An 11,828-nucleotide genomic window follows, 5' to 3' on the forward strand; every position below is an offset into this window, starting at 1 on the left:
TGCGCATGGTTGCGAGCAGTGCATGCAGCGGCGTCCGAGTGCTGATGTAGCGCATCGTTGCTCCAACTGAATACCGTTATTTCGCTCAATCACATAGATACATCATGCGATTCGGTTATTTCGTTTCTCCAATTTTTCCTGCATCCCAGAGCGCGCACGCATGACCATCATAACGCCCGCAGATTTCGTCGTCGCCATTCCCGCGCGCTACGCCTCTACGCGGTTGCCGGGCAAGCCGCTACAGTTGATTGGCGATCGCCCGATGATTCAGCATGTGGCAGAGCGGGCACTGCTCGCAGGGGCACGTGAGGTCTGGGTGGCCACCGACGATGCGCGCATTGCCGAGGCGATCGACGGCCTGGCCGGCGTGCATGTGGCGATGACCGGCAGCGAGCACCTGTCGGGGACCGACCGGCTTGCCGAATGCGCGCGGATCGCCGGCTGGGGGGCCGATACCTGCGTGGTCAATCTGCAAGGCGATGAACCGTTCGCGCCCGCTGCCGGTATCCGCGCAGTCGCCGAGCTGCTGCTGCACTCCGGCGCCGAAATGGCCACGCTGGCCGCGCAGGTGGACAGCGCGCACGAGCTGTTCGATCCGAATGTGGTGAAGCTGGTGCGCACTTCGCGCGGCGATGCGCTGTACTTCAGCCGCGCGCCGATTCCCTGGCATCGCGACAGCTTCGCCAATCCGCGTGAGAGCTTGCCCGATGCCGGTCAGTGGCTGCGCCATATCGGTATCTATGCGTACAGCGCCGGATTTCTGCAGCGTTTTGCGGCGATGCCGCCCGGCGGGCTGGAGCGCATCGAATCGCTGGAACAATTGCGCGTGATGGAGGCTGGCTACCGCATCGCAGTGGCGTTGACGCCGGAGCAGTTTCCGCCCGGCATCGATACACCGGACGATCTGGCGCGTGCGCAGACGCGGGTGGCGTCGGCATGAAGGTACTGATCGTGTGTCTGGGCAACATCTGCCGCTCGCCGATGGGCGAGGGCGCCTTGCGTGCGCGGCTGGACCAAGCGCGGTTGTCGCGGCGGATCGAGGTCGATTCGGCCGGCACCGGCGACTGGCATGCCGGCGAGCCACCCGACCCGCGCGCCATTCGCTGCGCACGCGGTCATGGCGTGGATATTTCCGGATTGCGCGCCCGTCAGGTGCGTGCAGCGGACTTCGAACACTTCGATTGGGTGCTGTGTGCCGACAACAGCAATCTGCGCGATCTGCAGCGGCTTGCTCCGGCGCCGCTGCGCGACAAGGTCGCACTCTGGCTGCCATGGGCGGGCGTTGCAGAGCGCGACGAGATCCCCGACCCCTACACCGGCGGCATGGACGATTTCGAGCGTGCCTGGCAGCTGGTCGACACCGCTGCAAGCCAGACCGTGGCCAGGCTCACCCGCAGCTAATCGGGCTTGGGCATAATTACCGGATGACTGCCCAGCTCACCCAGGAACTGCCGGAATTCCCTACCTGGCTCAATGCCAGGCCATCCACCTTGCAGGAGCATCGTGGACGCGCGCTGGTGCTGGCGTTCGTCAATGCCAGTTCGGTGTGGTGCGCCGAGCGCCTGGCCGAGCTGGCCCATTGGCAGGCGCGCAGCCCGGGGCGGTTGCAGGTGATCGTGGTGCAGGTGCCGCGTTTCGATAGCGAGCGCTTGCCGCAACGCTCGCTCAAGCAACTGCGCGGGCATGGTGTGAGTGCGCCGATCCTGCTCGACAAGGACTGGGAAACCTGGCGCCGCTTCGGTATCGAATCCTGGCCCACGCTGGTGCTGCTCGATGCCTACGGCCGCGAGCGTCAACGTCTGGTGGGCGTGACCGGCGATCTGGACAAGGCATTGGTGGCGCTGTGCGAAGGCCAGCAACCGCCGTCGGATATCGACCTGCATGGCGTGGCCGAACGCGAAGCCGAACCGCGCCTGGAACTGCAATTTCCGACCGGCCTGGCCGCCACCGAAGACCGCCTGTATATCGCCGACACCGGCCACCACCGCGTGCTCGAATGCACGCATGGCGGGCGGGTGTTGCGCCAGTTCGGCCATGGCAATGCCGATCTGATCGACGGTGGCGTCGGCGAAGCGGCGTTTCGACGTCCGCAAGGCCTGGCGCTGGAGCGCGACCAGCTCTATGTCGCCGACACCGGCAATCACGCCCTGCGCCGCATCAACCTGCGCAGCGGGCAGGTCGACACCTTGTGCGGCACCGGTCGCTCCGGCGAGCCGGTCGAAGGCCCGCTGGCGTCCTCCAGCGCGTCTGCGCTGAATTACCCGCAAGGTCTGGCCATCGCCGACAACCAGGTGTTGATTGCAATGGCCGGCGACAACCGCATCTGGAGCTATCACCTGGGTAGCGCCGCATTGACCGCGCGCGCAGGCACCGGCTCGCTCGAAATCCGCGATGGCAGCGGCCATCTGGCCGCCTTCGCGCAACCGGCCGGATTGGCGGCGGTGCAGCAGGTGGCCTACGTCTGTGACGGGTTGGGTTCGTCGATCCGCACCATGCAATTGCGCGGCGATCTGGTGCAGACCCTGGTCGGCGGGCAGGGCACCTGGCTGTTCGGCGACCAGGACGGCCCACGCGGCACCGCCCGCCTGCAGTTTCCGCAAGCGATTGCCTTGGCCGCCGATTCTCCGCTGCTGTGGATCGCCGACACCGGTAACGGCCGTCTGCGTTGCCTGCGTCTGGGCGGTGGCGAACTGACCACGGTCGAGCTGCCGCGCCGCCTGCATGGCCCGGCCGGGCTGGCGGTTGCCGCAGGTGCGGTCTGGATTGCCGAGACCGATGCCCATGCCGTCTTGCGTTACGACCTTGCAAGCGGCGAACTGAGCGATGTTTCGATAGCAGAATGAGCGCAAGGCCCCAAGCTGATTTCGATGGAAAGGCATTTGCTGCCCAACTGAGCACCGCGCCCGGCGTCTACCGCATGTATGCGGGCGACGACACGCTGCTGTACGTGGGCAAGGCCGGCGCGCTGCGCAAGCGCGTGGGCAGCTATTTCAACGGCACGCCGAAGAACGCGCGGCTGACCTCGATGCTGTCGCAGGTGGCGCGCATGGACGTCACCGTGACCCGCAGCGAAGCCGAAGCGCTGCTGCTGGAAAACCAGCTGATCAAGTCGCTGTCGCCGCGCTACAACGTCTCGCTGCGCGACGACAAGAGTTACCCGTATGTGTTGCTGACGCGCGAAGACTGGCCGCGCATCGCGCTGCACCGCGGCCCGCGTGCGGTGCAGGGGCGCTATTTCGGCCCGTACACCGGCGTGACCGGCGTGCGCGAAACCTTGAGCCTGATGCACAAGCTGTTCAAGCTGCGCAGCTGCGAAGACAGCGTGTTCCGCAATCGCTCGCGGCCGTGTCTGCAATATCAGATCGGCCGCTGCAGCGCGCCGTGCGTGGACCTGGTCGCCGCGCCCGACTACGCAGAATCGGTACGCCGCGCCACGATGTTCCTGGAAGGCAAGAGCGACCAGCTTGGCGAAGAGATCATGCAGTCGATGCAGCAGGCCAGCGAAGCGTTGGAGTTCGAGCGCGCCGCGCGTCTGCGCGATCTGCTGTCCTCGCTGCGCAGCATGCAGAACCGCCAGTACGTCGACGGCCGCGCGGCCGACCTGGATGTGCTGGCCTGCGCCACGCAAGCCAGCCAGGCGTGTGTGCTGCTGTTGAGTTTTCGCGACGGCCGTAACCTGGGCACGCGTTCGTTCTTCCCCAAGACCAATGGCGAAGACAGCGCCGACGAAATCCTGGGTGCGTTCGTGTCGCAGTACTACGCCGAACATTCGCCGCCGCGCGAGATCCTGCTCGATCGCGAAATCCCCGATGCCGAGTTGATCGAAGCCGCGCTTAGTAGCGCCGCCGAGTACAAGGTGACGTTGAAGTGGAACGTGCGCGGCGAGCGTGCCGGCTATCTGCTGCTGGCCACGCGCAACGCACAGCTGACCCTGGTCACCGAACTCACCAGCCAGAGCGCGCAGCACGCACGCAGCGAAGCACTGCGCGACATGCTGGGGCTTGCCGAGCAGGTCAAGCGGGTGGAGTGTTTCGATATCAGTCACACCATGGGCGAGGCGACGGTGGCCTCGTGCGTGGTGTTCGATGCCAGCGGCCCGGTGCGCGGTCAATACCGGCGCTTCAATATTTCCGGGATCACGCCGGGCGACGACTACGCCGCGATGCGCCAGGCCATCGAGCGGCGCTTTCGGCGCGCGGTGGAAGAGAACGGTGTACTGCCGGATGTGTTGCTGATCGACGGCGGCGCAGGTCAGCTGGCGCAGGCAAAGGGCGCGCTGGCCGATCTGGGCATCGAGAACGTGCTGCTGGTCGGCGTGGCCAAGGGCGAGGAGCGCAGGGCGGGGCACGAGGCACTGGTCATGGCCGACGGCCGCGAGCTGCGCCCCGGTGCGGCATCGCCGGCGCTGCAGTTCATCCAGCAGGTGCGCGACGAAGCGCATCGCTTTGCGATCACCGGTCACCGCGGCCGCCGCCAGAAGGCGCGCATGACCAGCAAGCTCGAGGATATCCCCGGCATCGGCCCGCGCCGTCGCGCGAGCCTGCTCAAGCATTTCGGCGGTCTGGTCGGGCTCAAAGCCGCCGGCGAGGCCGAGATTGCACGCGTGGATGGGGTCAATGCCGCACTCGCCGCGCGAATCTACGCTAACCTGCATGGGCTGGCGCTCCCCGATGCGGCAGGCGAGTCGAGTCCGTAATGAAGTTGACCATCCCCACGTGGCTGACACTGCTGAGGATCTTGATGATCCCGGTGTTGGTCGTGGTGTTCTACCTGCCGTACACGTGGACCAATTTCGCGTCTGCCGGCGTGTTCGGGCTGGCTGCCATCACCGACTGGCTGGATGGCTGGGTCGCACGGAGGTATCACCAGTATTCCGCTTTCGGCGCCTTCCTGGACCCGGTGGCCGACAAGCTGATGGTCGCCGTGGCGCTGTTTCTGATCGTGCAAGGCCACCCGACGCCGTGGATGGCATTCTGGGCGGCGGTGATTGTGGGCCGCGAAATCGCCGTCTCTGCGCTGCGCGAGTGGATGGCCGAGATCGGCCAGCGTGCCAAGGTGCGCGTGGCGGCGATCGGCAAGATCAAGACCACCGCGCAGATGGTCGCGCTACTTTGCCTGCTGTATTCGGTCACGCCCGGGCAGATGCCCACGCACGAAATCTGGTTCGGCAATCTGATCTTCCGCGCCGGTTACTGGACGTTGGCGATCGCCGCACTGCTGACGCTGTGGTCGGGATTTCAGTACCTGCATGCGGCATGGCCTAGTCTGCGTGCAGACGAAAAAGCGGCGATCACCAACAAGCCGAAGAAAATCGAGAGCAACAGTTGACAGCTATGCTGTGCGCTGTAGAATCTCGCCTCCCAAGCGGGAATAGCTCAGTTGGTAGAGCGCAACCTTGCCAAGGTTGAGGTCGCGAGTTCGAGTCTCGTTTCCCGCTCCAGATGTAGACTAGGCCCCGTGTCCGGGGTCTCGTTGTTTAAAGGGCGGGATGCCTGGGATTTGATATTTCGGCCTGGTGGTAGAGTGGTTATGCAGCGGACTGCAAATCCGCGTACGCCGGTTCAATTCCGGCCCAGGCCTCCATATTGCAGCGCTGCTTTGTGCATCCATCGAGATGAATTGGGCTAGCGTAATGAAGCAACAAGCTGTACAATTTCGCTCCACGCGGGAATAGCTCAGTTGGTAGAGCGCAACCTTGCCAAGGTTGAGGTCGCGAGTTCGAGTCTCGTTTCCCGCTCCAAATCAGAACGATGAAATCGCAAGATTCAGTCGATCGCATCAAAGGGCCTTAAGGCCCTTTTTTGTTGCCTCAGATTTGCGCGGCAGTCTGTCGGCAACTCTTAATCTCTATCGATCTTGCGTCGGCAATGCGCGGCTGCGCTGAAGACATCGCGGTACGACTCACCAGGTGCGGTAGGTGATCACGGTCTGCGGATCGACAAAACCGAAGAGCGTTGCGTGCATCGGCGCCGACCACGTGCTCCAGATCGATGTCGATACCGCGCCATCGGCCACTGCGTACAACCGCCGCAGCTGCCAAGCGCGCTACATGCGAAATGTTGCCGATCACCTGCGCCGGCCACATCGGTTCACGTGACTTGCCACTGGCTGTCTGGGAGTGGGTGCCGGCGGGGACCAATGCCTCATGTTGCAAGGCCTGTCGCCTGAGCTGAGTTCGCCGGCATCTGTGCACCGGCGACGGCTGCGAGATGCCACAGCACTATGCAAATCGATGGAGTGTGCCCGGGGCGGGAATCGAACCCGCATAGCCTTGCAGCTGAGGGATTTTAAGTCCCTTGCGTCTACCAGTTTCGCCACCCGGGCATTGCGATAGCGTGCCTGATTGCGCGCCGATTGTGAATCTCTGTGCGTATGTCTTGCTGCACTGCCGGCGCCTGTGCGGCCTGCGCTATCCTTCAGCTGCATAGCCGCGTGGAAAACCGCCCGCGCGCGATCGAAGGAACCGCATGTCCCGCACCACGCTTCTCGCACCGCTTCAAGCGCACATCGCTGTCATCGGGCTGGGCTATGTCGGCCTGCCGCTGGCGGTTGCCTTTGGCGAGCAGCGCGACACGCTGGGCTTCGACATCGATGCGCAGCGGGTAGCGCAGTTGCGCGATGGCCACGACGCCACGCTGGAACTGGACGACATCGAACTGGCTGCCGCCACCCGGTTGCGCTACACCGCGAACGCGGCCGACCTGGCCGCGTGCAGCATCTTCATCGTCACGGTGCCGACGCCGATCGACAGCTTCGAGCAACCCGACCTGGAGCCGCTGCGCAGCGCCACCACCTTGATCGCCGCCGCGCTCAAACCCGGCGACCTGGTGATCTACGAATCCACCGTGTATCCGGGCACCACCGAAGAAGTCTGCGTGCCCTTGCTCGAAGCCGCATCGGGGCTACGTTTTAACGACGATTTTTTCTGCGGCTACAGCCCCGAACGCGTCAATCCGGGCGACCGCCAGCGGCGTCTGCGCGATATCCGCAAGATCACCTCCGGCTCCACCGCAGAAGCTGCCGACGCGGTCGATGCGCTGTACACCAGCATCATCACCGCAGGTACCTGGCGCGCGCCGTCGATGCGCGTGGCCGAGGCCGCCAAGGTGGTGGAAAACATCCAGCGCGACGTCAATATCGCGCTGGTCAACGAGCTGGCATTGATCTTCGACAAGCTGGGCATCGACACACTGGATGTGCTGGAAGCGGCCGGAACCAAGTGGAATTTCCTGCCATTCCGGCCCGGCCTGGTCGGCGGCCACTGCATCGGCGTGGATCCGTATTACCTGATGCACAAGTCCGAGAGCGTGGGCTACCACCCGGACCTGATCCACACCGCGCGGCAGGTCAATAACCGTGTCGGCCGGCACGTTGCCGAGCGCGTCTGCGGCATGCTCGCCACGCGCGGCGTGGTGCTCGCGCAGGCGAGGGTGCTGGTGCTGGGCGCAACCTTCAAAGAGAACTGCCCGGATCTGCGCAACAGCCGCGCACTGGAACTGGTGCAGTTGCTGCAAGCCGCGGGCGTGCAGGTTGATACCTGTGACCCCTGGGCCGACCCGGCAGAAGCCCTGCAGCATGCCGGCGTGCAGCTGTGCGAGGTTGTGGACGAAGGTGCCTACGACGCGGTCGTGCTGGCGGTGGCGCATGCGCAGTACCGCGACTACGACGCCCAGCGCATCGCCGCGTTGGGCAAACCGGGCGCGGTGATTTACGACGTCAAATCGGTCTGGCCGCGCGAAGCGGTCAGCGATCGTCTATAACGCGCCGGTCTTGCTGCTGCAGCCACTGCACCGCGCCATGTGCGGCACGTAATCCGCTGGCGAAGCAGGCGGTCAGCAGATAGCCGCCGGTCGGTGCCTCCCAATCGAGCATTTCTCCGGCGCAAAACACGCCAGGTTGTGCGATCGCCATCAGCCCATCGTCCAGCGCTTCCAGCCGCACGCCGCCGGCCGAGCTGATCGCCTCGGCAAGCGGGCGCGGCCTGAGCAAGCGCAACGGTAACTGCTTGAGCGTGCGTGCCACCTGCACAGGATCGTCGCCAGCCTGTTTGCCCAGGTGTTCGTACAGCAGTGCGGCCTTGACGCCATCGATGCCGACCTGTCGGCGTAAATGCTCGCTAAAACTCCGTCCCTTGCGCGGCTTGTCCAGTTCGGCGCTCACGCGCTCAAGGGAACGTCCCGGCACCAGATCCAGGCCAAATTCGGCCGCGCCTTGCGCATCGATCTGCTCTCGCAAGTCTGCAGCCAACGCATAAATCAAGCTGCCTTCGATGCCGGTAGCAGTAGCAACGCACTCGCCCTGCAGTGCGTGTTGCACGCCATGGCGATCATGCCAGTGCGCCACCACCGGCTTGAGCGGCGCACCGGCATGCCGCTGCACAAAATGCGCGCTCCAGTCGATGTCGAAACCGCAGTTGGCCGGCACCAAGGGCGCAACCGCGATGCCGCGTTGTTGCAGCGGCGCTTGCCACAGACCATCCGAGCCAAGTTGCGGCCAACTGCCGCCACCGAGCGCCAGCACCAGCGCGTCTGCAGCGCGCTCGATGTCACCGGTTGGTGTGTCGAAGCGCAACGTACCGTCATCGCTCAACCCAAGCCAGCGATGCTGCACATGAAACGCGACGCCTTGTTCCTTGAGTCGACGCACCCAGCTACGCAACAACGGCGCCGCCTTGCGATCCATCGGAAACACACGCCCGGAGCTGCCGACATAAGTGTCCACACCCAACCCGCGCGCCCAATCGCGCAGCGCGTCCGCATCGAAGTCCCGCAACCAGGCCGCAACCGGTTCGGCACGCTCGCGATAACGCTGCGCAAACAGCGGCATCGGATCCGAATGGGTGAGATTCAAACCGCCCTTGCCGGCAATCAGAAACTTGCGCCCGACCGAACCCTTCGCCTCGTAAAGGTCCACCGCAAGGCCGGCTGCACACGCCGCTTCTGCGGCCATCAAGCCGGCCGGCCCGCCGCCGATCACTGCCAGCCGCCGCTTGCTCACATCCGTCATTGCTCAGTCACTCAGCGTGGCTGCACGCCAAGCAATTCCACATCGAACACCAGCGAGGCGCCAGGCGGAATCACCCCACCTGCGCCGTTATCGCCATAGCCGTAATCGGGCGGAATCATCAAGGTGCGCTTGCCACCCACGCGCATGCCGTCAACGCCATCGTCCCAGCCGCGGATGACCTGATGGCCGCCCAACACGAACTGGAATGGCTCGGCGCGATCGAGCGAGCTGTCGAACTTCTTGCCGTGCTTGTCGGCGGCCTTTTCGTCGTACAACCAGCCGGTGTAGTGCACGGTCACCATCGCGCCGGGCGTTGCCACTGCGCCGGTGCCAACGGTGCGGTCGATCCGCTCGAAGGTAGCAATCGTGCCACCGGACGGCGGCAGGGCAGGCGCACAACTTGCGAGCAACAAGGCGACACAGAGCGTCAACAGAAGGCGCATGGGATGGTCCATGAAGGAAGGTCGCCATTATCGCATCTGGCTCCGGCTATCATCGCGCCCATGGCCAAGCTACTGCTCAATCTGCGCAATGTTCCCGATGACGAAGCCGACGAGGTGCGGGCGCTGATGCGTGAGAACCTGGTGCAGATCTACGAGACGCGGCCGAGCAATTGGGGCATTTCCGCCGGTGGCATCTGGCTCAGCGACGATGCCGACCACCCGCGCGCCAAGGCGGCGATGGATGCCTACCAGGCCCAGCGCGGGGCTGACGCACGTGCGCAGCGTCAGGAGGCACTCGCATCCGGCACCGCCGAAACCTTCGGCGCGTTGCTGCGCAGGCGCCCGCTGTTTGTGATCGCCACGCTGATCGGCATGCTGGTGGTCGCCTCGCTGGTGCTGCTGCCGTTTCTGCTGTTGCGCGGCTGATCCCACTGCAGCGCCATCGGGCTTAAAATAGCCCCATGATCACCAATACCGCCGCCTACCAATTCGTCGCCATCCAGGACCCGCAGCAGCTTGCCGACAGCGTGCTTCGCCACGCCGAGCAGCAGGCGTTGAAGGGCTCGGTGCTGGTGGCCGAAGAGGGCATCAATCTGTTTCTGGCGGGCGAGGCCGAGCAGGTCGGCGCGTTCTATGCGTGGTTGCAGAGCGATTCGCGCTTTGCGCAGATGCGCATCAAGTACAGCCTGAGCGCGCAGCAGCCGTTCGCGCGGCTCAAGGTCAAGCGCAAGCCGGAGATCATCAGTTTCCGTCGCGACGATGCCTCGCCGCTGCAGGGACGTGCGCCGGCAGTGACGCCAAGCGTGCTGCGCGAATGGATGCGACAAGGGCACGACGATCGCGGTCGCCCGCTGGTGATGCTGGATACGCGCAATGCGCAGGAAGTGGCATATGGCACGTTCCAGGGTGCGTTGACGTTGCCGATCGACAAGTTCACCGAGTTGCCGGGCGCGTTGGAAGCACATCGCACTGCGCTGGTGGATACCACAGTGGTGAGCTTCTGCACCGGTGGCATCCGCTGCGAAAAAGCTGCGCTGTGGATGCAGGCCGATGGCATGGACAACGTGCTGCAGCTCGAAGGCGGGATCCTGGGCTACTTCGAAGAAGTCGGCGGCGAAGGCTATGACGGCCGCTGCTTCGTCTTCGACGAGCGTGTCGCGCTGGATCCCGAACTGCGCCCACTGGTGGATGCCGAGCGCAGCACCGAGGCCGGGGAAATCTGACCGAAAGCGAGCGAATTACCCGATGTTCGCGCACTGCGTGCGTTCGCACCATGCAGACACGACGCAACGTTGCTCCGCATGTGCGTCATGCCTCACCGCGGCGAGAGGTTTTCGCCTCTGACTTGAAAGTAATACGTCGCATCGTGCTTGCCCTGAATTATTCACGGAGATAGGCTGCACCAGCCAGCCGCATAGCGAGGACAACAAGGATGACCATCAGAGTTTTTCTGATTGACGATCATGCACTCGTGCGTACAGGCATGAAGATGATCCTGTCCAAGGAAGTGGACATCGATGTGGTGGGAGAGGCGGAGAGTGGGGAGTCGGCGTTGCCGCAAATCCGCCAGCTCAAGCCCGAGATCGTGTTGTGCGATCTGCATCTGCCCGGCGTCAGCGGTCTGGAAATCACCGAGCGCATCGTCAAGGGCGATTACGGTACCCGCGTGATCATCGTATCGGTACTGGAAGATGGCCCTCTGCCCAAGCGTCTGCTCGAAGCCGGTGCATCCGGCTACGTCGGCAAGGGCGGCGATGCGCAGGAGCTGCTGCGTGCAGTGCGTGAAGTCGCATTGGGGCGGCGCTATCTCGGCAATACCATCGCGCAGAACCTCGCGCTATCCAATCTGGAAGGTGGCGGCTCGCCGTTCGATGCGTTGTCGCCACGCGAGCTGGAGGTCGCTTTGTTGCTGACGCAGGGGCTGCGCCAGGAAGACATCGCCAAGCGCCTGAATCTGAGCGCCAAGACCATCAATACGCACAAGGCGCGCCTGTTCGAAAAGGTTGGAATCCAGGACAGCATCGCGCTCGCGCGTCTGGCCAACCAATACGGTCTGACCGATCCCGCGCAAACAATGTAGGTCATGCGCTGGTGATTGGGCTCGCTGATGCAGCCTGCCAGATTGCTGCATGGTGAGATGGTGATCGAGTCGGATCTGCGCGGCGAGTGCGGTGCCTCGAATGTATAGGCTTAATGCACGCAACGTTGATGCACTCAAGGTGCTGATCGTTTCAGCACAGTGAATGAGCAGCAGCTCCTGACAAGCGAGATCTCAGAACCCAGCGACTCACTGAGCAGCTAACGCGCTGGTGCGCATCCTCGCAGCCGTCTTGTTCGCAACTTGCACGCAAAAACAAAGCGGCCCGAAGGCCGCTTTGT

General features: G+C 64.1%; 12 protein-coding genes and 4 tRNA genes. 12 read left to right on the forward strand and 4 right to left on the reverse strand.

The genetic code is table 11. The annotated features are described in order from the left end of the window. The first annotated feature begins 160 nt into the window (after positions 1–160). From kdsB to XcyCFBP4188_RS14545, 8 genes are all read left to right on the forward strand, one after another. On the forward strand, positions 161–940 hold the full coding sequence (gene kdsB / locus XcyCFBP4188_RS14510; RefSeq protein WP_104592357.1) for a 3-deoxy-manno-octulosonate cytidylyltransferase: 780 nt from the start codon (positions 161–163) through the stop codon (positions 938–940). Further along, a complete protein-coding gene (locus tag XcyCFBP4188_RS14515; RefSeq protein WP_104592358.1) occupies positions 937–1,401 on the forward strand; it encodes a low molecular weight protein-tyrosine-phosphatase in 465 nt (154 codons plus the stop codon). The genes kdsB and XcyCFBP4188_RS14515 overlap by 4 nt, the downstream gene beginning before the upstream one ends. A 23-nt stretch (positions 1,402–1,424) precedes the next feature. Next, on the forward strand, positions 1,425–2,843 hold the full coding sequence (locus XcyCFBP4188_RS14520; protein ID WP_006452737.1) for a hypothetical protein: 1,419 nt from the start codon (positions 1,425–1,427) through the stop codon (positions 2,841–2,843). Next, entirely contained in the window at positions 2,840–4,696 is a 1,857-nt protein-coding gene (gene uvrC / locus XcyCFBP4188_RS14525; protein ID WP_046932892.1) for an excinuclease ABC subunit UvrC, read from the forward strand. Before XcyCFBP4188_RS14520 ends, uvrC begins: the two co-directional genes overlap by 4 nt. After that, positions 4,696–5,328 (forward strand): CDP-diacylglycerol--glycerol-3-phosphate 3-phosphatidyltransferase, encoded by a 633-nt coding sequence (gene pgsA / locus XcyCFBP4188_RS14530; protein WP_006450765.1) that lies wholly within the window; start codon positions 4,696–4,698, stop codon positions 5,326–5,328. Before uvrC ends, pgsA begins: the two co-directional genes overlap by 1 nt. Positions 5,329–5,364: 36 nt before the next feature. Then, positions 5,365–5,440: transfer RNA gene (locus XcyCFBP4188_RS14535), tRNA-Gly, on the forward strand. 69 nt (positions 5,441–5,509) lie between these two features. Continuing rightward, positions 5,510–5,583, forward strand: a tRNA-Cys gene (locus XcyCFBP4188_RS14540). Between the two features lie 81 nt (positions 5,584–5,664). After that, a tRNA-Gly gene (locus XcyCFBP4188_RS14545) sits at positions 5,665–5,740 on the forward strand. A 69-nt stretch (positions 5,741–5,809) separates the two neighbouring features. Here the strand turns inward: XcyCFBP4188_RS14545 and XcyCFBP4188_RS23780 are convergent. Together XcyCFBP4188_RS23780 and XcyCFBP4188_RS14550 are read right to left on the reverse strand one after the other, a co-directional pair. Beyond that, on the reverse strand, positions 5,810–6,193 hold the full coding sequence (locus XcyCFBP4188_RS23780; RefSeq protein ID WP_369317823.1) for a hypothetical protein: 384 nt from the start codon (positions 6,191–6,193) through the stop codon (positions 5,810–5,812). Between the two features lie 47 nt (positions 6,194–6,240). Beyond that, a tRNA-Leu gene (locus tag XcyCFBP4188_RS14550) sits at positions 6,241–6,324 on the reverse strand. A 143-nt stretch (positions 6,325–6,467) separates the two neighbouring features. Between XcyCFBP4188_RS14550 and XcyCFBP4188_RS14555 the strand changes: the two genes are divergently transcribed. Further along, complete coding sequence (locus XcyCFBP4188_RS14555) at positions 6,468–7,760, forward strand: nucleotide sugar dehydrogenase (protein ID WP_104592359.1); 1,293 nt, start codon at positions 6,468–6,470, stop codon at positions 7,758–7,760. Here the strand turns inward: XcyCFBP4188_RS14555 and XcyCFBP4188_RS14560 are convergent. Then, entirely contained in the window at positions 7,744–9,006 is a 1,263-nt protein-coding gene (locus tag XcyCFBP4188_RS14560; RefSeq protein ID WP_006450763.1) for a TIGR03862 family flavoprotein, read from the reverse strand. The genes XcyCFBP4188_RS14555 and XcyCFBP4188_RS14560 overlap by 17 nt on opposite strands. A gap of 11 nt (positions 9,007–9,017) precedes the next feature. Continuing rightward, entirely contained in the window at positions 9,018–9,449 is a 432-nt protein-coding gene (locus XcyCFBP4188_RS14565; protein WP_043909011.1) for an FKBP-type peptidyl-prolyl cis-trans isomerase, read from the reverse strand. 60 nt (positions 9,450–9,509) lie between these two features. Between XcyCFBP4188_RS14565 and XcyCFBP4188_RS14570 the strand changes: the two genes are divergently transcribed. The 3 genes from XcyCFBP4188_RS14570 to XcyCFBP4188_RS14580 all read left to right on the forward strand — a co-directional run bounded on the left by XcyCFBP4188_RS14570 (position 9,510) and on the right by XcyCFBP4188_RS14580 (position 11,529). Next, entirely contained in the window at positions 9,510–9,875 is a 366-nt protein-coding gene (locus XcyCFBP4188_RS14570) for a DUF6164 family protein (protein ID WP_104592360.1), read from the forward strand. Positions 9,876–9,910: 35 nt separating this feature from the next. Then, entirely contained in the window at positions 9,911–10,672 is a 762-nt protein-coding gene (locus XcyCFBP4188_RS14575) for a sulfurtransferase (protein ID WP_104592361.1), read from the forward strand. Between the two features lie 209 nt (positions 10,673–10,881). Further along, the gene (locus tag XcyCFBP4188_RS14580) at positions 10,882–11,529 is read left to right on the forward strand and encodes a response regulator (protein WP_006450759.1); all 648 of its coding nucleotides are present in this window, start codon (positions 10,882–10,884) and stop codon (positions 11,527–11,529) included. Positions 11,530–11,828 lie beyond the last annotated feature (299 nt).

It is taken from the genome of Xanthomonas hortorum pv. cynarae, assembly GCF_002939985.1.
Classification (GTDB): Bacteria; Pseudomonadota; Gammaproteobacteria; order Xanthomonadales; family Xanthomonadaceae; genus Xanthomonas; species Xanthomonas hortorum_D.